The 20,910-nt window shown below is 35.3% G+C and carries 20 protein-coding genes; 7 read left to right on the forward strand and 13 right to left on the reverse strand.

The window, feature by feature from the left end; genetic code table 11:
* The first annotated feature begins 155 nt into the window (after positions 1 to 155).
* From AAYQ19_RS01060 to AAYQ19_RS01070, 3 genes are read left to right on the forward strand one after another with little or no spacing between them, the layout of a single operon-like run.
* Positions 156 to 1,202 (forward strand): sensor histidine kinase, encoded by a 1,047-nt coding sequence (locus tag AAYQ19_RS01060; protein ID WP_343532949.1) that lies wholly within the window; start codon positions 156 to 158, stop codon positions 1,200 to 1,202.
* Positions 1,199 to 1,930, forward strand: coding sequence for a LytR/AlgR family response regulator transcription factor (locus AAYQ19_RS01065; RefSeq protein ID WP_343532951.1), 732 nt, complete (start codon positions 1,199 to 1,201; stop codon positions 1,928 to 1,930). Before AAYQ19_RS01060 ends, AAYQ19_RS01065 begins: the two co-directional genes overlap by 4 nt.
* An 18-nt stretch (positions 1,931 to 1,948) precedes the next feature.
* A complete protein-coding gene (locus AAYQ19_RS01070) occupies positions 1,949 to 2,242 on the forward strand; it encodes a DUF3861 domain-containing protein (RefSeq protein ID WP_343532953.1) in 294 nt (97 codons plus the stop codon).
* Between the two features lie 55 nt (positions 2,243 to 2,297).
* Here the strand turns inward: AAYQ19_RS01070 and AAYQ19_RS01075 are convergent, their stop codons facing one another.
* From AAYQ19_RS01075 to AAYQ19_RS01090, 4 genes are all read right to left on the reverse strand, one after another.
* Positions 2,298 to 2,909 carry a thioredoxin family protein gene (locus tag AAYQ19_RS01075; protein ID WP_343532955.1) on the reverse strand — a complete coding sequence of 204 codons (612 nt, stop codon included), beginning with the start codon at positions 2,907 to 2,909 and terminating at the stop codon, positions 2,298 to 2,300.
* 3 nt (positions 2,910 to 2,912) lie between these two features.
* Positions 2,913 to 3,389 (reverse strand): TlpA family protein disulfide reductase, encoded by a 477-nt coding sequence (locus AAYQ19_RS01080; RefSeq protein WP_343532957.1) that lies wholly within the window; start codon positions 3,387 to 3,389, stop codon positions 2,913 to 2,915.
* A gap of 103 nt (positions 3,390 to 3,492) precedes the next feature.
* Positions 3,493 to 3,873 carry a hypothetical protein gene (locus tag AAYQ19_RS01085; RefSeq protein WP_343534380.1) on the reverse strand — a complete coding sequence of 127 codons (381 nt, stop codon included), beginning with the start codon at positions 3,871 to 3,873 and terminating at the stop codon, positions 3,493 to 3,495.
* 95 nt (positions 3,874 to 3,968) lie between these two features.
* A complete protein-coding gene (locus AAYQ19_RS01090; RefSeq protein ID WP_343532959.1) occupies positions 3,969 to 4,283 on the reverse strand; it encodes a winged helix-turn-helix transcriptional regulator in 315 nt (104 codons plus the stop codon).
* Between the two features lie 168 nt (positions 4,284 to 4,451).
* On the opposite strand from AAYQ19_RS01090, the gene AAYQ19_RS01095 reads away from it, so the two are divergent.
* Positions 4,452 to 5,366 (forward strand): DsbA family protein, encoded by a 915-nt coding sequence (locus AAYQ19_RS01095; protein WP_343532961.1) that lies wholly within the window; start codon positions 4,452 to 4,454, stop codon positions 5,364 to 5,366.
* A gap of 5 nt (positions 5,367 to 5,371) precedes the next feature.
* On the opposite strand, the gene AAYQ19_RS01100 is transcribed toward AAYQ19_RS01095, so the two are convergent.
* Positions 5,372 to 5,800, reverse strand: coding sequence for an NUDIX domain-containing protein (locus AAYQ19_RS01100; RefSeq protein WP_343532963.1), 429 nt, complete (start codon positions 5,798 to 5,800; stop codon positions 5,372 to 5,374).
* A gap of 241 nt (positions 5,801 to 6,041) precedes the next feature.
* On the opposite strand from AAYQ19_RS01100, the gene AAYQ19_RS01105 reads away from it, so the two are divergent.
* The 3 genes from AAYQ19_RS01105 (at position 6,042) to AAYQ19_RS01115 (ending at position 8,385) form a co-directional block, all read left to right on the forward strand.
* Positions 6,042 to 6,878 carry a sulfite exporter TauE/SafE family protein gene (locus AAYQ19_RS01105; protein ID WP_343532965.1) on the forward strand — a complete coding sequence of 279 codons (837 nt, stop codon included), beginning with the start codon at positions 6,042 to 6,044 and terminating at the stop codon, positions 6,876 to 6,878.
* Positions 6,865 to 7,272: a DUF1634 domain-containing protein gene (locus tag AAYQ19_RS01110; RefSeq protein WP_343532967.1), complete on the forward strand. Its 408-nt coding sequence runs from the start codon at positions 6,865 to 6,867 to the stop codon at positions 7,270 to 7,272. Before AAYQ19_RS01105 ends, AAYQ19_RS01110 begins: the two co-directional genes overlap by 14 nt.
* Before the next feature lie 90 nt (positions 7,273 to 7,362).
* Positions 7,363 to 8,385, forward strand: coding sequence for an LLM class flavin-dependent oxidoreductase (locus AAYQ19_RS01115; RefSeq protein ID WP_343532969.1), 1,023 nt, complete (start codon positions 7,363 to 7,365; stop codon positions 8,383 to 8,385).
* A 243-nt stretch (positions 8,386 to 8,628) separates the two neighbouring features.
* On the opposite strand, the gene AAYQ19_RS01120 is transcribed toward AAYQ19_RS01115, so the two are convergent.
* The 8 genes from AAYQ19_RS01120 to AAYQ19_RS01155 all read right to left on the reverse strand — a co-directional run bounded on the left by AAYQ19_RS01120 (position 8,629) and on the right by AAYQ19_RS01155 (position 20,899).
* Positions 8,629 to 11,082, reverse strand: coding sequence for a TonB-dependent siderophore receptor (locus AAYQ19_RS01120; protein ID WP_343532971.1), 2,454 nt, complete (start codon positions 11,080 to 11,082; stop codon positions 8,629 to 8,631).
* A gap of 164 nt (positions 11,083 to 11,246) precedes the next feature.
* On the reverse strand, positions 11,247 to 12,221 hold the full coding sequence (locus AAYQ19_RS01125) for a glycoside hydrolase family 43 protein (RefSeq protein ID WP_343532973.1): 975 nt from the start codon (positions 12,219 to 12,221) through the stop codon (positions 11,247 to 11,249).
* A gap of 185 nt (positions 12,222 to 12,406) precedes the next feature.
* Positions 12,407 to 13,585, reverse strand: a complete 1,179-nt coding sequence (locus tag AAYQ19_RS01130; RefSeq protein ID WP_343532975.1) for an aldose epimerase family protein — start codon at positions 13,583 to 13,585, stop codon at positions 12,407 to 12,409.
* Positions 13,586 to 13,609: 24 nt separating this feature from the next.
* Positions 13,610 to 14,632, reverse strand: a complete 1,023-nt coding sequence (locus tag AAYQ19_RS01135; protein WP_343532977.1) for a glycoside hydrolase family 43 protein — start codon at positions 14,630 to 14,632, stop codon at positions 13,610 to 13,612.
* A gap of 105 nt (positions 14,633 to 14,737) precedes the next feature.
* On the reverse strand, positions 14,738 to 16,552 hold the full coding sequence (locus tag AAYQ19_RS01140; RefSeq protein ID WP_343532979.1) for a glycoside hydrolase family 2 protein: 1,815 nt from the start codon (positions 16,550 to 16,552) through the stop codon (positions 14,738 to 14,740).
* A gap of 380 nt (positions 16,553 to 16,932) precedes the next feature.
* A complete protein-coding gene (locus tag AAYQ19_RS01145) occupies positions 16,933 to 17,973 on the reverse strand; it encodes a glycoside hydrolase family 43 protein (protein WP_343532981.1) in 1,041 nt (346 codons plus the stop codon).
* A 145-nt stretch (positions 17,974 to 18,118) separates the two neighbouring features.
* The gene (locus AAYQ19_RS01150) at positions 18,119 to 19,291 is read right to left on the reverse strand and encodes a cellulase family glycosylhydrolase (protein WP_343532983.1); all 1,173 of its coding nucleotides are present in this window, start codon (positions 19,289 to 19,291) and stop codon (positions 18,119 to 18,121) included.
* A gap of 84 nt (positions 19,292 to 19,375) precedes the next feature.
* Positions 19,376 to 20,899 carry a RagB/SusD family nutrient uptake outer membrane protein gene (locus AAYQ19_RS01155; protein ID WP_343532985.1) on the reverse strand — a complete coding sequence of 508 codons (1,524 nt, stop codon included), beginning with the start codon at positions 20,897 to 20,899 and terminating at the stop codon, positions 19,376 to 19,378.
* Positions 20,900 to 20,910 lie beyond the last annotated feature (11 nt).

A 20,910-nucleotide genomic window follows, 5' to 3' on the forward strand; every position in this document is an offset into this window, starting at 1 on the left:
CCCGATGAAATTATTTCAAAAATTAAACACTCGTTTAATTTATGACTTATCGGCTGTAAAATGGTTTTTAAAGACTATAAATGTATTTTGGGCGATTGGTTCTTCATTGTATTTAAATAAAATGTAATATTGTCTTTATAAAATCAAAAATTATAATGGCATCAAACATTTACAGACCGTATTTATTCACCGGATTACACATTCTCGGCTGGTTTTTATTGGGATTTATCATGCTGTTTTACATCCCTTTAACTTGGAATGTGGTGCTTCCATCTGTATTTTGGCTTTGGCAGATGATTGTACTGACCCTTTTGATACTGATATTTTATTCTAATGCCAAAATCATAGTTCCAAAAACCATCATCAAAGACAATACATCGCCATTTTTGGTTTGGGCATTTCTCACCATTTTTGCCATGCAATTTATCGCATATCTCTATACTTCGCAAACCGATCTTCACGCCAAAATCAGTGCGATTATAGGATTCAAAAAATATAAAAATCCCTATTTTGACAATTACGTCTTAATGCTTACACTTCTTGTTTTAGGAATTAGCACCAGCTGGGCCATGTTGCAATATTGGCAAAAAGCCGCGCAACACAAACAAAAATTGGAACAGGACAAAACGATGGCCGAGTTGGCAATGTTGAAGGCGCAGATAAATCCGCACTTTTTCTTCAATTCGCTTAATAGTATTTATTCGCTTACGTATTCAAATATTGAAGATTCTAGGAATGCGCTTCATACTTTAAGCCGAATGATGCGTTACCTTTTGTATAGTACCGAAGAAAGAACAACTTTGCTCAAAGAGGCCGAATTTATGCGTGATTTTATTGCCCTAATGAAACTTCGTGCAAACAGCAAACTGACGATTACTACTGATATTCCTGAAACGATTCACGATTATCCAATTGTTCCGATGTTGCTTTTGCCTTTGGTAGAAAATGCCTTTAAACATGGAATTCATGCAACAGATAAAAGTGAAATACACATTACGCTTACGCAAAATGGAAACAACTTAGAGTTTGAAGTTGAGAACACCTATTTCGAAAAATCTTCGACTACAACTGAAGGTGGCATTGGTTTAACCAATACAAAACGCCGACTTCAATTAATTTATCCAAACAAACATTCCCTAAAAGCTGGAATCGCTCCAAACGGAATGTATAATGTAAAACTGCAAATAACTTTAGAACAATGACAGTATTAAAATGTATAGCAGTTGATGATGAACCACTTGCATTAAAACTTGTGGAAACTTTTATTGAACAAACCCCTTTTTTGGAATTAACAGCAAGCTGTGATAATGCCGTAGAAGCAATGAGTTTGATAAGGGAAAAACAACCTGATTTGGTTTTCTTAGATATTAATATGCCGAATTTGACCGGAATGGAATTGGCAAGACTTTTACAAGAACAGGCTGGTTCACTTCCAAAAATAGTTTTCACGACAGCATATAATCATTATGCAATTGAAGGTTACAGAGTAAATGCCGTTGATTATCTTTTAAAACCTTTTAGTTACGAGGAATTTTTGCGCGCCGCCAATAAAGTACTTCAAATTACCGAAGAAGCTTCAAATCAATACCATCCAATTACTGCCGATGACGAATTCATCTTTTTGAAAGTTGAATACCAATGGGTCCGAATTTCTCTAAAAGACATTTCGTACATCGAAAGTTTGAAAGATTATGTAAAAGTGCATCTTGACGATTCTCAAAAAACAGTGCTTTCACTAATTTCTTTAAAAGCATTGGAAGAAAAATTGCCATCAGCAAAATTTATGAGAATTCACCGTTCGTTTATTGTTTCTCTTGATAAGATTAGCGCAATTACTAAAAACTCAATTTTAATTGGCAAAACCGAAATTACGGTTGGCGAGCAATACAAAGAAGCTTTTAAAACCATTGTAGACAAATGGTTGAAATAAAATAGAATAAAAATTACCATGGAAAAAAGATCAAACAAATATTATTTGACATTAAGTCTAAAAGAATACGCAAACGGCGATACCAAACCCGCAAAAGAACTCGGAATTGAATTTTCTAATCACGATGAGATTTTTGGCATTATTCAAAAAATGAAAGACAAAAACTTATTTAATGATCCTTCTGAAGCAACACAATTTGCCATTGGCCTAAAATTATTCAGCGAAATAAAATTAAAGCACCGCAAAAATCCTTTATTTGACGAATTAAATGAAGTTTTTCCTGTGTTTATGAAAAAACTGAAAAGCTTATAATACAAAAAACGCCTCATTTTCATGAGGCGTTTTTTAACAAATTAAATTCTGGTAATTAAGCTTTCGCTTTTCTTTTTACCGTACAGCCAATCTCTTTAGTTTGAGTAACTGCTGGCTTTTTGTTGCTTTGCAAAGCTGCAATCGCATCTTCAGCGTATTTTGTTTTTTCTGCTTTTGTTCCTTCTGGATCATTATCGATAGCGCCTACGTACTCAATGACATTTCCTTTTGAAGTTTTAGAAACAATAAAAATATGTGGTGTATGTTTTGCTCCGTATTGATCTGTAATTACTTGTCCTGCATCAAATAAATATGGGAATGGATAATTTTTCTCTTTTGCCAAATCCTGCATTTTATTGAAAGCATCTGCTTTTGAAGCTTCCGGATCATTTGGATTTATTGCAATTACTGGATATCCTTGTGGTCTGAATTTTTTATCCAATTCAATAATTCTTTGTTCATAAGCAACGGCATATGGACACGTATTGCATGTAAAAACTACAATAAACCCTTTTGCTTTAGGAAAACTTGCAAATGAAACTTCTTTATTGTCCACATTTTTAAGTTTAAAATCTGGTGCTGGATCTCCAGGTTTAAGCGTTGCAGTTTGTGCCTGAGAAAGCCAAGCTGTGAACGTCAATACCAATAAAATGATAATCTTTTTCATAATTTACAGTTTTTTATATTCAGTTAATAGTTGTTCGTATGTCAATTCGGTTTCGACAAATTTTCGTTTATCATTTTTGATGAATAAGGTTGCTGGAATACTTCCAGACCACGAAGGGTCAATTCGGTCGATATACTCCTGTGGACTGCTTTCATCAAGCAGAAATACTTCATTTTTCATATTTTTTCGCTTGACAAATGGAATTACAGCCGAATTCAATTTCGATTTAAAATCAACACTTACTAATAAAACGGCGAGTTTTTCAGATTTAAAATCGGCTTGAAGTTTTTCAAAATGAGGAAGTTCCTTAACGCATGGCGCGCACCAAGTTGCCCAAAAATTTACGACATAAGTACTGTCTTTACCATTTTTAATTCGTTCATGAAGTTGATTAACGGTAATCAATTTCACATTTTGACCAAACGAAACTGTCGATAAAGCGACCAATAAAAAAAGGCATAAAAACGACTTAGCTTTCATAAGAAACAGGATTAAGGATATTTGTCTCTTACAAATATAAATGAATGAAAACTTTCTTTTTGTTAATGAAAGTTTAATATAAAAAAAGCTTTTATAAATGGCTTTATTGATTAAAAGGAGACACTACTACATTTAGGTTGTTCACAAATACCAAAGGTTTCATATCATCCATTTTAGTAAGGGATAATACACCATTTTTATTCTTATTAATTCCATTTATTCTAAAGCAATATTGATCTCCGTCTTTATCCATTAAGGTCAAATACTCCGTAGTAGCATCCGAATAATTCTGACAACTATTTGAAATAGTATAACGATACATTACCTTAAAAATGTCCTTGTCATAATTATAAACTTTCCCATCCTGACTGAACACCCACTTTGTATTTCTATTTAAGTCGGCATACCAAGTCCCAATAATTTTTTTGGATGAAGGCTCTTCCTGATAATTTCCCGAGAATGCAGGAATTTGCAACAATAACACTAAAATTAAAAATAGCTTTTTCATACTCTTTATGCTTTTTAATTATTACTTATGTTTTCAAAAAATAGCTGGAATTATATGAGTTCGTAATTTTATCATTCTGAAAAAAATTCCAATTGTCTAAAAATCGGAATCAGAGATTTTCCCTTCTCTGATAAATTATACTCAACATGAAGTGGTTTTAGTTTAACGACATTCCTATCCAAAAGTCCATGTTCCTCCAACTCACGCAAAGCAACTGCAATTGACTGTTTATTTGAGTCTTTAATGTCTCTCAAAAGACCGTTGAAGCGCAGTGGGCCATCAACAGCTAATAAAAAGATTTGCGGTTTAAATTTCCCTGATAACAATTTCAAAAGTCCCGCTGCAGGACATTCAGTTTCTTTTGGAGTTTTATTTTCTGTAGTCATATTTTTTTGACTAATTGATTTTTGATTAAACACTAGCGAACTTTGATATAAAAGTATGAAAAATTGAAAGATTGTACATACGTTTTCCAACCAGTTTTTATGAAAAAATGGCCGTTAATATTAATCCTGATCTGCAGTATAAACTGTAAGTCACAAACGAATTTAAAAATGACCGAAAACAATTCGAATCCTTTACTATGTGATCCTGTAACTGGGACATGCGAAATGCCTTCCAACCAACAATCAAATGAAACCGCCAACATTAAAACAGAAAACAAACCGATCAAAATAGTATATTATACAGATCCTATTTGTTCTTCTTGCTGGGGTATCGAGCCACAACTCCGAAAACTAAAATTAGAGTATGGCGATTATTTTGAAATTGATTATCGAATGGGCGGTTTACTTCCAGATTGGAGCTACAATAGTGGCGGCATCAGCAAACCTTCAGATGTTGCGCATCATTGGGACGAAGCAAGCTTGCACTACGAAATGCCAATTGATGGAAATGTATGGATTGAAGATCCTTTAGATTCTTCTTATCCTTCGTGCATTTCTATGAAAGGTGCTCAAATGCAAGACAAAGAAAAAGCAGTTCATTTCATGCGCATACTTCGGGAAAAATTATATTTAGAAAAGAAAAATATTGCGAAATGGCTAAACATTGAAGAAGCCGCAAAATTGGCAGAACTTGATATTCAGAAACTAAAAGCTGATTATGATGATGCTGAGGAACTTTTTCAAGAAGATTTGGATTATGCCAAAAAACTTGGCGTAAGAGGTTTTCCAACACTATTTTTTGCAGACAAAAATAATACTCGTTTTGTAGTTTATGGATCAAAATCTTATTCTGAATATGAAAATGCATTGCTTGCCGTATTTCCAAATGCAAAAAAGAAAATGATTCCGAAAGAAGATCCTTTATCGCTTTTTGAAATTTTTCCGACATTGACTCCAAAAGAATACGCTGTGATTTTAAACAAATCTTATTTTGATGCTCGAATGATTCTTGGAAAATTGCATGAAAAGGGATTATTGAACAAAAAATCGATAAAAAATGGTTCGCTTTACAGCAAAAAGTAAACTTATTAAGAATTCAAAATTTTAATTTTTTCTCTGTATTTGTTCAATGCAATTTTGTCAATTGGGAGTATAAAAGGATTCTCATTGATATCAATCCATTCAAACCTGCTAATATCAGGAGTGCTGATTTTCATATCTTCAACATTCACGATTTTGACGATATAATAAATCAGAAGTATCTGTCGCCCATCATCTATAATTGATTCGACAAAATGTTCTTGAGTATACAGATGGTCAATAATTTCGATTTTAACATTGAGTTCCTCTAGAAACTCCCTGTGAAGACAATCTAGAACACCTTCGCCAAATTCAACTCCTCCACCTGGAAGTTTGCAGTATATTTGGTTTTTATGGTATTCGTAAAGTGCTAAAATCTTATTGCTATTTTCGCAGATAGCATAAGTTCTTACATTAAAACTAGAAAGAGGCTTCATATCAAGGGAATCAAAATTATCTTTGATGCAAATTTAAAAATTCTTAATCGAATAACTTATAAGAAAAGCCGTGGAGAGAATTAATTCTTCACGGCTTTTATAATATAACTACTCTATTGATTTAATTTCTTAAAAAACATTTTACAAAAACGTTTTCGGATTTTTAAGGATTTTTTAAGCTCCTAAAAATTCTTCTGCCAAATATCAATTCGTAAATTAGCCAAAACAAAATTTATTTCGAATGACAGTACTTACGTTTACCCTGATTATGATTCTTGGCGCTTTTTTAGCAGGTTTTATTGGCTCATTATCAGGATTAGGAGGCGGTATAATCATCATCCCGCTACTGACTGTTATTTTGGGAGTTGATATTCATTATGCAATTGGTGCCGCATTAGTTTCTGTAATTGCGACTTCATCTGGTTCGGCGGCGGCTTATGTTAAGGAAGGAATTACCAATATGCGATTGGGAATTTTCCTCGAAATCGCCACAACTATTGGTGCTGTTGGAGGCGCATTGCTTTCTGCGATTGCTCCTACTTCATTCATAGCAGTTTTATTTGGTCTTACTTTGATTTTCTCAGCAATCAATTCACTTCGAAAAAAAGAAGAACATATTGTATTAGAATCTAGTCCATTGGCAAAAAAATTAAAGTTAAACGGAACGTATCCAACTCACGACGGAGAAGTCGTAAGCTACGGAACTAAAAATGTTCTAGGCGGATTTGGAATGATGGGACTTGCCGGAATGATGTCGGGCTTACTCGGAATTGGTTCTGGTGCTTTTAAAGTAATTGCAATGGATAATATTATGAGAATTCCGTTTAAGGTTTCAACGACAACCAGCAATTTCATGATGGGTGTAACCGCAATGGCGAGTTCTGTTATTTATATTCAAAAAGGATATATTGAGCCTGGAATTTGTATGCCGGTTGTAATTGGAGTTCTTTTTGGAGCTATGGCTGGAGCCAAAGTATTAGTACGAACAAACCCTAAAAAACTGAGAATCTTTTTTGCTTGTTTAATTTTTGTACTTGCAATTAACATGATTTATAACGGATTAAATGGAAAAATCTAAAGCTATGCAACACGAAAAATTTGGAGAAAAAGACTTTCAAGCTATTGTTGGAAACTTATTGCGCTACGGTGTATGGATTTCGTTGTCAGTAGCTTTTATTGGCGGAATTGTTTATTTGTTGCATCACGGAAATGACATTGAAGATTATTCTGTTTTTAAAGAAAACGACCGAAATATATTTGAAGTAATTGCCGATGTTTATCGTGGCGTCATTCATGGAAATGGAGAATTTTTAATCTTCTTTGGCATTATATTATTGTTCCTGACGCCCGTTTTTAGAGTATTGCTATCGTTATTTTCTTTTCTTATTGAAAAAGATTATCTCTATGTAGCAATTACATTGATAGTTATTATGATCATTATAACGAGTATTTCATTCGGATTCTCACATTAAATAATGCTATAGGCTTTGGGCTGTAAGTTTTAAGCTCTTTTGGAAAGCCTATTGCCTATTGCTTAAAGCTTAAAGCTAAATTAAAAAAAAATGGAAATAGGAATTGACAGTTTTGCTTCGGCAATGTATGGCGACAACAACACTCTAAGCAGTGTTGATGCAATGGAACAATTGCTCCAAAGAATTGAACTTGCAGATCAAGTTGGTCTTGATGTTTTCGGAATTGGAGAACATCACAAAAAAGAATTTTTAGATTCGGCTACCGCAGTAATTTTAAGTGCTGCAGCTGCGCGGACAAAAAACATACGTTTATCAAGCGCGGTTTCAGTTTTAAGTGCCGCAGATCCTGTAAGAGTATATCAAAGTTTCGCGACTTTGGATTTAATTTCGAAAGGAAGAGCCGAAATTGTTGCCGGCCGAGGTTCTGCAATTGAAGCGTATCCCCTTTTCGGATTTGATCTAAATGATTATGACGCGCTTTTTAAAGAGAAATTAAATTTGTTGCTTCAAATTCGTGATAATGAGTTTGTGACATGGTCAGGAAAATTTCGTCCAGCTTTGAATAATTTACCTGTTTATCCGAGAGCTTTGCAAGAAAAAATGCCGATTTGGTTAGGCGTTGGCGGAACTCCAGAATCTTTTATCAGAGCAGGAAGTTTGGGATTGCCTTTGATGGTAGCTGTAATTGGCGGACAAACACATCGTTTTCGCCCGTTAATTGATTTATATCGAGAAGCAGGAAAAGCAGCAGGTTACAAACCTGAAGAATTAAAAGTCGGTTTGCATTCACCAGGTTTTGTTGGAAGCACAACCGAAAAAGCAATTGAAGAATACTATCCAGGTTATGCTGAACTTTGGACAAAATTAGGCTACGAACGTGGCTGGCCTCCTGTAACTAAAGGAAAATTTGACGGCTTAGTTGATGATCTAGGAGTTTTAATTGTTGGAAGTCCAGAAAGAGCTGCTGAAAAAATCTTGCGTCATAGTGAAGCACTTGGAGGTGTTGATCGTTTTACTTTTCAAATGGACAATGCAGGATTGACGCATTCTCAATTAATGAATTCCATAGAACTCATTGGAACAAAACTGATTCCGTTGATTAAGAAAGGATAGTTTTCAAGCATTGGCAAAAATTTGCTTCACGCAGATTTTGCAGATTTAGCCGATTTAAAATTACAATAGTTTAATAGCATCCAGCTTTAGCTGGATGGAAGTATAACATAAATTAAAAGGCTTTAGCCAAACTAGTGAAGTTCGGCTAAAGCCTTTTTTTAATCTTTATCTATAACCTCCAGTTAAAACTGGAGGCAATTCATAAAAACCTTTGTGCCTTTGCACCTATGACAAAAATGCTTTTTAAAATTTATAAGTTACCCCAACTCTAAAGTTTGTTGGAGCTTCCGTTTGCCAGTAATAAGCATTCAACCAGCTATAAAATGAACCGCTGTATAAATATTTATTCAAGATATTAAATACGTTAGCCGTTACTTTTACCTTGCCCGTTTCATAAGACAAACCTCCGTCTAACTTAAAGTATGATGGCAATCTTTGAAGACCTGCGCTCCAAGTATCAGTTTGTCTTCCGTCAAGGAAAGTTCCTCCAATCGAAGCTCCAAATCCTTTTAATTTTCCGTGTTGAAGTGTGTAATTCAACCAAGCATTTGCAGTATGTTTTGCGTATCCTGGAACAATATCGCCTTCTTTAATTCCTGTTGCTGCAGAAACGTCTGGATCAATTTTATTTACAATAGATTCTGTAAATGCATAATTCGCAATAAGATTAAGGCCATCGAATATTTTCCCTCTTAAATCAAATTCAAAACCTTGAGCTCTTTTTTCTCCTAAAACGACACTGTATTGTTCTCCTGGTGTATTCGCTGGATCAGAAGTCAATTCGTTTTTCTTCAATATACTATAAGCTGCTAAAGTTGTACTCCATGAACCATCAAACCAATCTTTTTTAAGACCAACCTCAACATTATTTCCAGTTAATGGTTTTACTTTTTCACCGCTTTTAATAATCCCTGATTGTGGTGTAAATGCCTGATCATACAATCCGTAAACTGCAAAATCATCTGTTACAGAATAACTTAACCCAACACGTGGTGTAATATGACTGTCTGCTATTGGAGCGCCACCCCAGCTTGCCTGACTAATCCAAGTGTATCGCGCCGCAAGCGTCAATCTAAGTTTGTTTTGTAAAAAGCCTAATTCATCCTGAAGATATCCTGCAGCATAATCTGTACTCATTAATCCGCCAATATTTTTAGCTCTTACAGAAAGTGGTGTGGTGTGATCAAACATTGGAAACCCATTAGAAGGTGTTCCATAATTTGGATTATAAACATTAAAAGGACTGTCAACAGTGTCAAGGTCATGAGATTGTCCCCAGTCAGCCATATAATCTTTGCTTCCTAAATCAACTCCTCCTAATATTTTATGGCTTACAGCACCTGTATTAAATTTTCCATTAACAAATATCTGCCCCAAATACATATTGCTTTCAGCATCCCAAATCCCGACATTTCTAATGATTTCACCATGTGAAAGTGTTCCCTCAGGAACTCCATCAAAATCTCTATCAGCATCGCCCGGTCCAACTACTCCCGGCCAAGAACTATATCCTTGCTGAATGTATTTAAAATAAGAAGTCTGTGCCGTAAGTTTCCAATTATCATCAAACTTATGTTCAAACATCAAATAACCACTGTGGTCTTGAATGTTAGTGTCTGGCAAACCCGGCTGCGTCATTGTGAAACCTACTGGTAAAGTTGCATAACCATCAGATGCTGGTCCAAAAACATAGTATGAACCAACTTCAGTCATATTTGCATATTGAAAATTGTACTCAGCAGTAATTTTTGTTTTATCATCAACTTGGTACGAAATAACTGGTGCAATTACGTAACGATCATTGTGCTCAAACGGACGGTGAGAACGTTTCTTTTGTGCTGCTCCATTGAATCTGTAAAGCAATTTTCCTTTTTTATCCAATTTTCCGTCAAGATCAAGGCTAACTCTGTAAAAATCATAGCTTCCGCCAAGAACAGAAACTTCACCTTTTGTGATTCCGGTTGGCTTTTTGGTAACCACATTATAAAGTCCGCTTGGATCACCACTTGAAAGCATGAAACCTGCCGGGCCTTTCACAAATTCAATATGATCTACAAAACTCATATCTTCTGTCAATGGTCCCCAGAAAGAAGAAACCACATTGAATCCGTTACGGAAAGCCTGAATTTGAGAACCACGCATAGTAATATTTGTGTATAAATCTCCCCAGTGCTCTAAACGCACTGCACCACTCACATTACGGATTACCCCATCACTCATACTCGTTATTTGTTGATCTTTTAAAGTCTGACCGCTCACAATCTGAATGTTTTGTGGAATCTCTAAAACTGGAGTCTGAAGACGTAATGACAGTGAAGGCTTGTCCTGTTTGTATTTATTTTTGGTAATTACAACTTCATCAAGATCTTCTTGGCTTTCAGAAAGCGAAAAGTTTTTAGTAGTTGTTTTTCCGGCAGTTACCACAATGACATCTTCCATTCCTTGAATACCAACTGAATGGATACTGATGGTATAAGAACCCGGTTTAATGGTTCTAATGTCATACTGTCCATTTTCATTGGTCACAGCACTATATTTTGTTCCTTTAAGAGCAACAGAAATACCTTCAGCGGGAACATTACCGCTTAATGTAATTTTTCCGGTTACTCTTCCTGTATTTTGATTTTGCGCTAACATCGTAAATGACGTTAAGAAAAATACAAAAAGACAGATTTTTTTAATGGTTAAGCTATTCATTTTGTCTGGTTTAAAATTTCGTTGGCAAAAGTACTTTCTAAAACTTGTTTTTCCAAATTATTTTTAACCATTCTAAATAAAAATAATTTTTTACTTTCATTTAGTTATAAAAAAAAACTCTTCTCGAATTTGAGAAGAGTTCAATTATATAATTGATTATTAACCTATTTCGTTTCTAGAAACTGAAAACTTTCTGGTTTTGCGATTATTTTGTCTCCACTAAATTCAATCGAAATTACTCCAGCTTTTCTTGGCGAAACAGCACTTTCATTAAAATGTGTATGCAAAACATAATGCATTTTGTTGTTTTTATCCCAAAATACATCACCATGTCCTATTCCGTTTTGTTTGGTATTTTTTCGACTGATAATTGGGCTATCTGTCGCTTTTTCCCAAGGCCCAAGCGGACTTTTACTTGTTGCATAACCAACAGCATAATCAATGTTTCTGAAATCATTCGCCGAATAAATCATATAATACAAACCGTTGTGTTTTAAAACCGTTGGTCCTTCTGTAACTGGCCAGCTTACGTTTTGTGTGTTTTCCCAAGGAAGAACTCCTGAAATACATTCGGTTAAAGTTTCTGGTTTTATGCTTTGGAGATCATCGTTTATTTCAGCGACAAAAATTCGGTTTCCATTTGTCAAACGAACATGATACAGGTATTTTTTTCCATCTTCATCAATAAAAATAAAAGGATCAATTTGATTTCCGGTTTTGATAATTGGCTCTTTTGATTCACTTTTAAATGGCCCCAGCGGACTATCACTGCTTGCAATTGCAATATTTTCATTTGCCGTATAAATCATATAAAATTTGTTTTTATACTGAAGAATCTGGGGCGCCCAGAAACCTTTGTCGCCAAAAGCATCTCCTTTCTTAAGAGCAAGTCCATTTTGAGCTCCAGTCGGACCTTTCCAATCTTTTAAATCAGATGAAGTATAAACTTGAAAACCCTCACCATTTGGAATATCGCCGGTTGTTGTGCCATATAAATAATACAATCCGTTGTTGTAGAAGATTGTGGGATCTGCTAACAAAATCGCATTTGATTTTGTTTGTGGTTTGTCTGTGTTTTTTTCCTGCGAACAGGCAGCGAAAACAGATAGCAAGGTTATAAGGGATAGTAGTTTTTTCATTTTTATTGTTTTTTTTTAACCGCAAAGACGCAAAGGTTGCGCGAAGCGCGCAAAGGAGATGAGGGAATAACTTTGTGTTCCTTCAACTTCGCTCAGGATGATAAAGTGATAAAAACTTAGCGCCCTTTGCGTAATTCCTTGCTCCCGATAGCTATCGGGATTGTGGTTAAATTCGTTAAACTATATTACTTTTTCACAGAAAACTGATAATAAGAAACCGTATGGTACTTCTCTCCTGCTTTCAATACAATCGGAGCGAATTTTGGCTGATTAATCGCATCTGGAAAATGTTGTGTTTCCAAAGCAAAAGCCGTTCTGAAATCATCTTTTGCACCTGATTTAAAGGTGTTTTTAGACTGCATGAAATTTCCGCTGTAAAACTGTAATCCCGGTTCTTCGGTGAAAATATCCATTGTAATTCCAGATTTATCTCCTGAAATTGTTGCGGCGTGATTTAATCCGTTTCTCTTTGTTCCGTTCAAAGCATAATTATGATCATAACCTTTTCCGAATTTTAACTGCTCATCTTTGGTTTCAATTCTTTCTCCAATTGTATGTTTTGAAGTAAAATCAAATACGGTGTTTTTTACAGGTCGTAATTCGCCACTCGGAATCAAACCTTCATCAACAGGCGTAAATTCATTGGCATAAATCTGCAATTCGTGGTTTAGGATTGTGCCGCTTCCTTCTCCATTCAAATTAAAAAAGGCGTGATTGGTTAAATTCACAATTGTCGTTTTATCAGTAGTCGCTTCATATTCCATTTTAACCGAATTATCATCGGTAAGTGTATAAGTAACTTTTACAGATAAATTCCCTGGAAATCCTTGTTCTCCATCTGGCGAAACATACGTGAAAACCAACGTTTTTTCATCTGTTTTTTCAGCATTCCAAACTACATCTTGAAAACCTTTTATACCACCATGCAAAGCATTTTTTCCATTGTTCAACGGCACTTGGTATTTTTTCCCTTCCAAAGTAAATTGCCCTTTTCCAATTCTATTTCCAACTCTTCCGATTGTTGCTCCAAAATAAGGTTCTGTTGAAGTTTTAAAACCTTTTGCACTATTCATTCCCACCACAACATCAGTCTGTTTTCCGTTTTTATCCGCAACCCAAAGTCCAATTAATCTTCCGCCATAATTCGTAAAAGCGGCTTTTATTCCTTTATTTTCGATCCAATATAAATTGACTTTTTTGCCATCAATTATGGTATCGAAATTTTTAGTTTCTAAAACTGTTTTAACCGAATCAGCTTTAATTTCAGTGGTTTCCTTTGAAACTGCATTCTCTTTTTTATTGTCTTTACAACTAAATTGAAAAAGTGCCAGCATAACAACGGCAGCGATTTGAATATTTTTCATTTTGTAGCTTTTAAAATGTTTATATTATTTTGATGGAATGACCAATTTTGTGTCTTCACTTACTGGCTCTCCTAAAACGGGAAATCCATTTGCATCCCATTCGATTTTCTGCATTCTTGGTGATCTTTTATTGCCACAACCTTCTCCCGGATTTGAATTCGCGTGGTATAAAATCCAATCTTCTTTTCCGTCAGGAGATTTAAAAAAGGAATTATGTCCCGGCGCGTATACTTTATTTTTATCCGATTGCTTGAAAATTGGTTCAGGAGATTTTTTCCAAGCCGAAGCATCAAGTAAATCACCATCGCCTTTAAACGATAATAATCCTAAAGCATAGAAATCAGTCCAACATCCGCTTGCAGAAAATACGATGAAAATTTTTCCATTTTTTTCTAAGAACTGAGGGCCTTCGTTCACATTTACTTGTGGCGGATTTACATCATCATGCAATGCACCATGTGTTTCCCAATCGTTTGTTGGTGCCGAAATCATTACGCGATCACCATCAATTTGAAGCGGGTTTTTCATTTTGGCGATGTAAATATTCTGTTGTCCGTTTTTGTCGCCTTCCCAGCCAGCCCAAATCATGTACAATTGCTTTTTGTATTCAAATACATTTCCGTCAATTGCCCATTTATCGGTTTTGGCAGCGATTTTTCCTTTGAATTCAAAATTACCTTTAAATGGATCTGATGATTTGTTTTCCAAAACATACATTCGGTGATTGTTATTATCGCCATTATCGGCCGCGAAATAACAGTACCATTTTCCGTTAATGATATGAAATTCTGGCGCCCAGATTTCAGCTGAATAAGCAGTTCCTTTTGGTGGTGTCCAAATGACTTTACTTTCGGCGTTTTTGATATCAGAAAGGTCTTTTGTCTTCCATAAAGTCAGTTTATTTCCGAGTGTATTCGTGTAGTAATAATAGCCTTTGTAATACGTGCTATAAGGATCTGCACCTGATGGCAAAATTGGATTTGTGAAAGTTTTCTGCTGTGCAAAAGCAATTGTTGTGAGCAGAAAAAAGACAAGGTATTTTTTCATCTTTTTATTTTTATTATGAGCGTTTGAATTTTCTCCCGCAGATTATACAGATTATGCAGATTTTTATATCAGCTGAATCTGCTAAATCTGCGAGAGCCAAAAAAATCACTTTTGATTTAAGGCGTTTATAACTTCTGTATTAATCTGATTAACCGCTTTGAAATCCATTTTATCTACTTTTCTGTCATAAGTCATAAAACCGTTTACTTCGCCTTCAACATCAGTTGTTTGGGTGTAAACCGCCGCAGAAAATCCTGTTTTTACATAATTTTTAAGGATTTGAGCGTATTTGATGTATTCAGCAGTTACTTCAGCTTGGTTTTTAAATTTGATGTAACCCCAATTGTCATTTGCTCTCCATAAATGCCCTTCAAGAGGAAGACCGATTCCGCCATATTCGCCTAAAACCGTAACTCTTCTAGCATCGTATAAATACATTTCTGGGCCTGGATAATTGTGCAAATCCAAAATATCTCCCGTTTGGAAATGATTTCCACCACTTGCTGAATTTATTAAACGGCTTGGGTCGTATTTTTTTGTCCATTCTGTAATTTCAACCGTTTTGAATTGTCCCCAAGCTTCGTTAAACGGAACCCAAACGACAATACTTGGATAAGAATACAAATGATCCATAATTTCCTTCCACTCTTTTCTGTAGATTTCTTCTGATTTTGCCGAACGCTGTAATTCTGTTCCTTCAAAATATTTTCTGTTTTGCCAAATCGGCTGATCGTCTCCACTTGGCATATCTTGCCAAACTAAAATTCCTAACTGATCACAATACGTGTACCAACGCTCCGGTTCAACCTTAACGTGTTTACGAATCATATTAAAACCTAATTCTTTCGTTTTAACGATATCATATTTTAAAGCTTCGTCAGTTGGTGCTGTGTACAATCCGTCTGGCCACCAGCCTTGATCTAAAGGTCCGTATTGGAAGTAATCTTTGTTGTTTAATTGCATTCTAACAATACCATTTTCATCTCTTTTTGAAGATATTTTTCGCATTGCGAAATAACTTTTCACTTCATCAACTACTTTATTTTTGCTGATTAGGCGAACTTTTGTTTGGTATAAAAACGGATTTTCCGGTGACCACAATTTTGGTGCATTCAAAGCAATTTCATTCGTTTCTCCAACGACAGCTTTTTCTTTAGCAATTTCATTTCCATTTTCAAAAACTGAAATTTCTACTAAATCGCCAGCTTCTGCTCCTTTTACATCTGCTTTTATACTGATGGTATTTTGATCAATATTTGGAGTTGTTTTTAAGTCGGTAATGTTTTTAGCATTTACCGGTTCAATCCAAACCGTTTGCCAGATTCCTGTAACTGGAGTGTACCAAATTCCTTCTGGATTTTTGACTTGTTTTCCTCTTGGCTGAGGCCCATCGTTTGAAGGATCCCAAACTTTTACAACCAATTTTTGATTGCTTCCTTTTTTGATAAATGGTGTAATATCAAATGAAAATGGCGTATATCCGCCAGTATGCGAACCCACTTTTACATCATTAATAAAAACTTCTGTTTTCCAATCCACTGCACCAAAATGCAACAAGATATTTTTGCCATTCCAGCCTGATTCGATTGAAAAATTGGTTTCGTACCAAAGCTCATTTTTAGCCCCAACATTTTTCATCACGCCAGATAAACTTGACTCCGCTGCAAACGGAACCAGAATTTGTCCGTCATATTTTGAAGGTGCTGTTTTTCCAGCTTCTTGAATGGCATAATTCCATAATCCATTCAGGTTTTTCCATTGGCCACGCTCCATAATCGGACGGGGATATTCAGGTAACGGTTTCTTTGGGTCAACTTGTTCTGCCCATTTTGTTTTTATTTTGTCTCCTTGCGGTTTCCATTGCGCGTTTACTGCCAACACTGAAAACAAGACTAAAAAAAGGATGCTTTTTCTTTTCATGCTCTATATATTTTGAGATTTTACACTCATTATTTTTTTTTACCATATAAGTCATGTAAGTTCATTTTAGTTTAACTAACAGTTTTTAAACAGCATCAAGAGAATATAAGTTTTTGCTTAAAAATAAAGCAAGGCTTAATATTAACTTATATGACTTATATGGTGAAAATATTACACTATAATGTTTCTTCTTAATCAAAATGAATTACCAGACTTATATCCACTTAAGCCTGGTAATTCTCAAACTAACTTAACTAACCAAATTTTCTAGTTATGAATTATGATTTATAAATTATAAGTTGACTATTGATAACTTATATTTCTTAACAAACAACTCGCTAATCACCAAAGTAAAACACTCATAATTCATAATTCATAACTTATAATTTCTTCGTGAGGCCAAATTTCTTAACCAAACTGTCGTATTCTTTTTTTGAAATTGTAATCATACAGCCGTGGCGCACTTTTTCTGGAAGACTGTATTTGTCCCAATCAGAGAAAAAAGTGTAGCCTGAAGCTTGATACCAAGGGCCGTTTAGGTTATCTGCAATTGATAATCCGTACGAAACTCCTGGATATTGTTCGTAATACATGTACCATATTTTGTCATCTGGAGAAGGAATCAACATTGGAGCTTCTCTGAAGTTTGGACTGATAGATTGCTGGGGCAAAGAATAAGGTCCTAATAATGATTTTGATTTGGCAATTCGGATGGTTTTTCCGGTTGTCCAATACAAAGTTGGATAGGTTTCGTCTTTAAGTACGGCGTAGTAGGAATCGCCGACTTTACGAATAAACACATCAATTGTTCCCATATCCCAATCGAACAAACGTTGGGGCGTTCCTTCGAAAGTTTTTAAATCTTTAGACAAAACGTATAACGTTCTTTGGCTTGCCCAATAACGTTCTCCGTCTTCTTTAGTTCCTTCTAAATGTGGCGTGTGCCAAGTCATGATGAACTTTTCAGAATCTTTGTCGTAATATAATTTTGGTGCACCAATTCGCTGCAAGGCGTTTGAATAATCTGGTGTGCTCTTTAAATCTGGCGTATAGTCAGCATGTTTTTTCCAAGTAATCAAATCGTCCGAGACCCAAATATTAATGCTTTTTGCATCATCACCTGTATTTCCAGCGATGTAATATTTTCCATCAGGACCTTTACAGATATCGGGATGACCTTTGTATTCTTCAAAAACGCGTTTTCCATCGTTTAGATTTTCCCAATGAAGTCCATCCAAACTAACTGAATAATACAATCTACCGTAATCCTTGTGCGTCATGTGCGCGAAAAGATAGGCTTCGTTTTTAGGTTTTTCATTTCCTTTTACTTGTCCGGGAGGATCCGGTTGTTGCGCGTTCGCAGAAAAACCACACCACAATATACTTGCTAAAAAAAGCTGTTTTATTGTATTTTTTCTCATTTCGCTTAAGTTTTTTTAGCCCACGGATTAAACGGATTAAACAGGTTTTCACTGATTTTTATTTCTATTAAATGATTTAATTATACAGTGAAAATCCGTTTAATCTGTGAATCCCGATAGTTATCGGGAGTGGCCAATAAATTATCTACTTTTTATTCGCTTCAGCTGTCATTTTTTTGATCAAATCAGTTTCAGCTTGAATGTATGCTGTTCCGTCTGTGTGCAATACTTCGTGAAACCATAGTTTTGGTTCTGCAGTGTATGTTTTTGTCCAGCTATCCCACGCATATTTCGTTTGTGTTTTTCCATCAACAAAACCCCAGTTGATCATACCGATATTATATTTTCTGGCGATTGGCAAAAATCCTGCGAAAGTACTTCCGTTAGGTCTTGCCATATATTCTGTACAGATTAATGGTTTTCCGTAACGTTGCAATTGTTTAATCACTTTTTCGAAATCCTGTGGCGTATTGTAATTGTGGAAAGAAATTACATCTGACTGTTCAATTTGCATTTTATGCATTGGCGCCATTTTAGCTTCATCGCTCCAATCGCCAACCCAAACTCCGGAAGTTAACGGCTGTGACGGATTACTTTCTCTTGCCCATGCAAAAACATCTTTCAAAAGAGGCAAAATCAATTCTGCTTTATTTTTAATTTCTACTTTTTCATAAGATGGTCCAGTCATGTTATCTGGTTCGTTCCAAACGTCCCAACCTAAAACACGTTTGTCATCTTTGAATTTTGCTACCGTTTCTTTTACATATTTCTCTAAACGAGGATATTGCGTTTTGTCCTGAAGTGCTTTTTGGCCTGGCGCCTGAACCCATCCTGAGTTGTGTGTATGCGGTTTTGGAGCACGCTGTTTTCCTAATACAGGAAACGGATCCCAGCATGAATCAAACAAAACGAAAAGTATTTTGATGTGATGTTTATCAGCAATTCCTAAAAAAGTGTCCATTCTTTTGTAAAGACCCTCTGCATCTTGTTGGTGCAATAAATCGTGTAAATAAACACGCATTACATTCATGCCAAGACCTTCAGCCCAGCCCAATTCCTGATCAATTCTCTTTGGATCGAAAGTATCTTCCTGCCACATCTCTAACTGATTTATAGCTGTGCTAGGAGAATAATTTGCCCCTACTAACCAAGGCTGTTCTGCGTACCATTTATTGGCCTGATCTTTTGTCCAGATTTCTCTTTTTTCGACTGAAGCGGTTTCACTTTTACTTTCTTCAGCGTTGCTTTTTTTGTTATTGCAGCTAAGCAATACAAGTCCTGCCAACATAAATGTCAGACACAATTTTACTTTTTTCATTACAAATTTTTTAAATATGAACAATCGTTCGTTTTATGATAAGAGAGTCAGACAGAAAACATCTGACCCTCTTAAAAAATGATTTTAATATCCTGAGTTTTGATCTAGATTTGGATTATTATCAACATCCGTTTGAGGAATTGGCATTCTATGATTTTTACCCACTTTGAAGTTTTTGAAATCTGGATCACGAAGCGCAATTTTATCAACAGAAGCTTGAGTATTCAAATCTCCCCAACGTTTTAGATCTTCCCAGCGAACACTTTCTCCCGCTAGTTCTAAAACTCTCTCCATTTTCAATCTTTCCAAGAACAAATCGTGATTATTTCCAATTTCAGGATGTGCAACAGCTAACGTATTCATGTTTGCACGCGCTCTTACCATATCAACATACTGATATGCCTGAGCTGTATTTCCTAATTCGTTCAAAACTTCTGCGTAACGCAATAAAATATCTCCATAACGAACTAATCTGTAATTTACTTGAGAATAGTAATCTTCATTATCTCTATAATAATCACGGCTTCCTTTTCTGAACCATGCTTCGTTATTGTTCCATTCCCAATTTCTGTTGTATGTTTTGTCTCCAAAATCAGCCAACAAATCAGGATAGTACAAAGTCCATCTTAAACGAATATCAAGATTTCCGTCTTTATTTTTTTCTTCTTTGAAAGCATTTACTAACCAGAAACGTGCTTGCCCGTCAGACCATCCAATTCCTCTTGGTGCGAAAAACTGACAACGGTTGCTCGAAACTGCAGCGTTTTGATCTTCTCCAGTTCCTCCTTTTCTTTGATCTCCAAATTGGATTTCAAAAACAGATTCGCTATTGTTTTCATGTAAATCAGTAAAGTTGTCTCTGTAATTTGCTTGCAAGCTGTATTTTGCACCAGCACCAGAAATCAAATACTCTAAAGCTGTTTTTGCTTCAGCCCATTTGTGTTGTTGCATGTATACTTTTGCAAGAAAAGCTTGTGCAGCTCCTTTGTCTGGTCTTCCAATATCAGCACCTGACCAATCTCTTGGTAAATCTGCGTATGCTTCAGTTAAATCTTTTTCAACTTGTGCCCAAATTTCAGTTACCTTTTTTTGTTGTGGCAAGTCGGCTGGCGTAGACGGATCTAAAACCAATGGAATATCTTCCCAAATCACTGCTGCATAATAGTAATGCAAGGCTCTTAAAAATTTAGCTTGAGCAATAATTCTCTTTTTTGTGTCTTCATTTTGGAAAGTAATATTTGGAACATTCGCCAAAACTTGATTACATCTAAAAATTGCTTTGTAAGTATCTCTCCATGTTACAGCGTTTCCTTCCCAGAAATTATAATTGATGTAATTGAATCTTGTCCAATCTGCCAATTCTGTCCAAGGACTTACGCTATATCCTTCATCAGAAGTCAAATCCAAACGGAAATAAATCCATCTTGCCCAAAGACCATCTTTGTAAAACATGGCATAAATTGAATTTACTCCAGCTTGTGCATCACTTTCAGTTTTCCAATATTGATCTACTGTAATATCATTTGGGCTATTTAGGTCAAGATCGTTTTCACATGCTGTAAAAACAAGACCTAAAAAAGCTGCTGTTATAATTATTATTTTTTTCATTATGCTATTTT

The sequence above is a fragment of the Flavobacterium mesophilum genome (assembly GCF_039581405.1).
Taxonomy (GTDB): domain Bacteria; phylum Bacteroidota; class Bacteroidia; order Flavobacteriales; family Flavobacteriaceae; genus Flavobacterium.

What these genes read in the sequence shown, in the direction of transcription:
- AAYQ19_RS01060 (WP_343532949.1), top strand. Translation starts at nt 156, where the DNA reads ATGGCATCAAACATTTACAGACCGTATTTATTCACCGGATTACACATT.
- AAYQ19_RS01065 (WP_343532951.1), top strand. Translation starts at nt 1,199, where the DNA reads ATGACAGTATTAAAATGTATAGCAGTTGATGATGAACCACTTGCATTA.
- AAYQ19_RS01070 (WP_343532953.1), top strand. Translation starts at nt 1,949, where the DNA reads ATGGAAAAAAGATCAAACAAATATTATTTGACATTAAGTCTAAAAGAA.
- AAYQ19_RS01075 (WP_343532955.1), bottom strand. Translation starts at nt 2,909, where the DNA reads ATGAAAAAGATTATCATTTTATTGGTATTGACGTTCACAGCTTGGCTT.
- AAYQ19_RS01080 (WP_343532957.1), bottom strand. Translation starts at nt 3,389, where the DNA reads ATGAAAGCTAAGTCGTTTTTATGCCTTTTTTTATTGGTCGCTTTATCG.
- AAYQ19_RS01090 (WP_343532959.1), bottom strand. Translation starts at nt 4,283, where the DNA reads ATGACTACAGAAAATAAAACTCCAAAAGAAACTGAATGTCCTGCAGCG.
- AAYQ19_RS01095 (WP_343532961.1), top strand. Translation starts at nt 4,452, where the DNA reads ATGACCGAAAACAATTCGAATCCTTTACTATGTGATCCTGTAACTGGG.
- AAYQ19_RS01100 (WP_343532963.1), bottom strand. Translation starts at nt 5,800, where the DNA reads ATGAAGCCTCTTTCTAGTTTTAATGTAAGAACTTATGCTATCTGCGAA.
- AAYQ19_RS01105 (WP_343532965.1), top strand. Translation starts at nt 6,042, where the DNA reads ATGACAGTACTTACGTTTACCCTGATTATGATTCTTGGCGCTTTTTTA.
- AAYQ19_RS01110 (WP_343532967.1), top strand. Translation starts at nt 6,865, where the DNA reads ATGGAAAAATCTAAAGCTATGCAACACGAAAAATTTGGAGAAAAAGAC.
- AAYQ19_RS01115 (WP_343532969.1), top strand. Translation starts at nt 7,363, where the DNA reads ATGGAAATAGGAATTGACAGTTTTGCTTCGGCAATGTATGGCGACAAC.
- AAYQ19_RS01120 (WP_343532971.1), bottom strand. Translation starts at nt 11,082, where the DNA reads ATGAATAGCTTAACCATTAAAAAAATCTGTCTTTTTGTATTTTTCTTA.
- AAYQ19_RS01125 (WP_343532973.1), bottom strand. Translation starts at nt 12,221, where the DNA reads ATGAAAAAACTACTATCCCTTATAACCTTGCTATCTGTTTTCGCTGCC.
- AAYQ19_RS01130 (WP_343532975.1), bottom strand. Translation starts at nt 13,585, where the DNA reads ATGAAAAATATTCAAATCGCTGCCGTTGTTATGCTGGCACTTTTTCAA.
- AAYQ19_RS01135 (WP_343532977.1), bottom strand. Translation starts at nt 14,632, where the DNA reads ATGAAAAAATACCTTGTCTTTTTTCTGCTCACAACAATTGCTTTTGCA.
- AAYQ19_RS01140 (WP_343532979.1), bottom strand. Translation starts at nt 16,552, where the DNA reads ATGAAAAGAAAAAGCATCCTTTTTTTAGTCTTGTTTTCAGTGTTGGCA.
- AAYQ19_RS01145 (WP_343532981.1), bottom strand. Translation starts at nt 17,973, where the DNA reads ATGAGAAAAAATACAATAAAACAGCTTTTTTTAGCAAGTATATTGTGG.
- AAYQ19_RS01150 (WP_343532983.1), bottom strand. Translation starts at nt 19,291, where the DNA reads ATGAAAAAAGTAAAATTGTGTCTGACATTTATGTTGGCAGGACTTGTA.
- AAYQ19_RS01155 (WP_343532985.1), bottom strand. Translation starts at nt 20,899, where the DNA reads ATGAAAAAAATAATAATTATAACAGCAGCTTTTTTAGGTCTTGTTTTT.